At 64.7% G+C, this 2094-nt stretch carries 3 protein-coding genes; 2 read left to right on the top strand and 1 reads right to left on the bottom strand.

The annotated features are described in order from the left end of the window. On the bottom strand, positions 1 to 1009 hold a 1009-nt coding region (locus WB785_RS19120; RefSeq protein WP_424080867.1), incomplete at its 3' end, for a serine/threonine-protein kinase. A gap of 470 nt (positions 1010 to 1479) precedes the next feature. On the opposite strand from WB785_RS19120, the gene WB785_RS19115 reads away from it, so the two are divergent. Together WB785_RS19115 and WB785_RS19110 are read left to right on the top strand one after the other, a co-directional pair. Beyond that, a complete protein-coding gene (locus tag WB785_RS19115) occupies positions 1480 to 1779 on the top strand; it encodes a PE family protein (RefSeq protein WP_424080866.1) in 300 nt (99 codons plus the stop codon). Between the two features lie 158 nt (positions 1780 to 1937). Next, positions 1938 to 2094, top strand: a 157-nt coding sequence (locus WB785_RS19110; RefSeq protein ID WP_424080868.1) for a WXG100 family type VII secretion target, incomplete at its 3' end; no start/stop codon positions are given.

Genomic DNA, 2094 nt, shown 5'->3' with positions numbered 1-2094 from the left:
CCCGCTGTCCGATGGTGGCGTGATGCTGCGCCAGACCCCGGACCGTTCTCGCCCAGGCCGGGAAGACGCCGGACGACGCCGGGTCACCCGTTGTCGGCGCGGCCTCGGGCAGGTCGTCGGGATAGTCGACGACCGTGAGGTAGGCCTCGGGGCTGCGATCACCGGTCCAGGCTCCGGCGCTGTAGCTCAGCGCGTCCGCGAATGCACGGCAGGTGTGGAAGCGATCGTGGGGGCTTTTGGCCAGCGCGGTCGCGAATATGTCGTCCAGGCGCACGAGGTCGGGCCGCCGATCTCGCAGGCTTGGCGGCGCCGCGGTGAGATGTTGGCTGATAACGGCGACCGGATTGGACTGCTGGAACGGCGGCGCTCCGGTGAGCAGGTGGAACGCCGTCGCGGCGAGCGCATATTGGTCGGCACGTCCGTCGATATCGGCGCCCATCAATTGTTCGGGTGCGGCGTAGGCGACCGCTTCGGCGGTGAGGTCGGGCGGCGAGGCGCCGTTGGGGTCACCGAGCTGTCGGGCTATACCGAAGTCGGCGAGCAGCGTTTGTTGTTCGCCCTCGGCTGGACTGCTGAACAGGATGTTTGTCGGTTTCACGTTGCGGTGCAGCATGCCGCGGCTGTGCGCGTAGTCAAGCGCGTCGGCGAGGGCCGTGACGGTGGCCAGTACCTCGCCCGCGGGCATCCCCGTCGGGAACCGGTTAGCGATGAGCTGCGCCGCGGTGGTGCCGTTGACATAGGCCATGGTGATCCACAGCTGACCGTCGGTCTCGCCGCGGTACTCGACATCGAGAATGTGCGGGTGGTAGAGCGTGGTAACGAGCGGCGTTTCCCGCATGAACCGGTCGTGGAACTCACGGTCTTCGGTGAGCGTCGCGGACAACACTTTCAAGGCGGTCCACTGCGGTAAGCGCGGATGCTGGGCGAGGTAGACGTCGCCCGTCTCACCGCAGCCAAGGAGTCGAAGGACGCTATATCCAGCGAAGGTCGCGCCGCTGGTCAACGGCATGCCCAGATCCTAACTGCCGGTGACGGCTGCCGGCATTTCCAGAACATTTGGTCACCCAAAGTTCAGCAGCTGGTTCACGCCTTGGTGGCCAGGCGGTGGCCGGCATACCCAGCGGATAATTTTGCTGGACGCATGTATAACGCGCGCCGTTGACCTTATCCGCGGCTAGATTTTTATGCCCCGCAAGTCCTGGTTTGGCGCCGCGCTCAATCGGTAGCCGTTGGCTTGCTGACGAGGCTCGCACCCAGGCCCGGCTGACGTCCGTAAATTTGCGCAGGTCACGAAGCCCAGCGAGGGGCGGACCAGCCTTCGCGGAGCACCGCTTGTTACTTCGCCGTTACCCAAGGTGAACACTTGTTGCCGAATGGTGAACAGTTGCAAACACCCAGCTTCACCAGCGGCAAGTAACCGGACGCCCGTCTATCCTCATCCACGGGTGTATTGCTGAAATACCCGAGGAGGGAAGCTCAATGTCGTTCGTAACCACACAGCCGGAGGCGTTGTCGGCTGCGGCCGGCAGCCTGCAAGGCATCGGCTCGGCGGTGAACTCGCAAAACGCGGCCGCGGCGGCCCCGACGACGGGTGTTGTTCCGGCTGCAGCCGACGAGGTCTCGGCCCTGACGGCCGCGCAGTTCGTCGCGCACGCTCAGATGTATCAGGCGGTGAGTGCCCAGGCAGCGGCCATCCACGAGATGTTCGTGAACACGCTGGGCACCAGCGCCGGTTCGTATGCGGCCACCGAGGCCGCCAACGCAGCCGCGGCCCTCTAAAACGCCGTCAATGAAGTCCGTCCCAATGCGGTGGCAACCGGGTAGCGGGAAAGGGGGGATTCGCCGTGTGTTCCAGGTCGGCGGTTACCTCGGGTAACCGGTCCGGCTATCAGCACGTCCGTTGCAGTCGATCACTACTCAATCAAGGAGACAAGTAAGTGCCTACGCGTTTTATGACCGACCCGCACGAGATGCGGGCGATGGCGGGCCGTTTTGATGTGCACGCCCAAACCGTTGAGGACGAGGCCCGCAAGATGTGGGCGTCGAGCCAAAACATCGCCGGTGCCGGCTGGAGTGGTACCGCCCAGATGACGT

The organism is Mycobacterium sp., from assembly GCF_049585075.1.
In the GTDB taxonomy this organism is placed as follows: Bacteria; Actinomycetota; Actinomycetes; order Mycobacteriales; family Mycobacteriaceae; genus Mycobacterium.
Note: the sequence above shows the minus strand (reverse complement) of the source record. Positions and strands in the feature narration are given on the sequence as shown.

What these genes read in the sequence shown, in the direction of transcription:
- WB785_RS19115 (WP_424080866.1), top strand. Translation starts at nt 1,480, where the DNA reads ATGTCGTTCGTAACCACACAGCCGGAGGCGTTGTCGGCTGCGGCCGGC.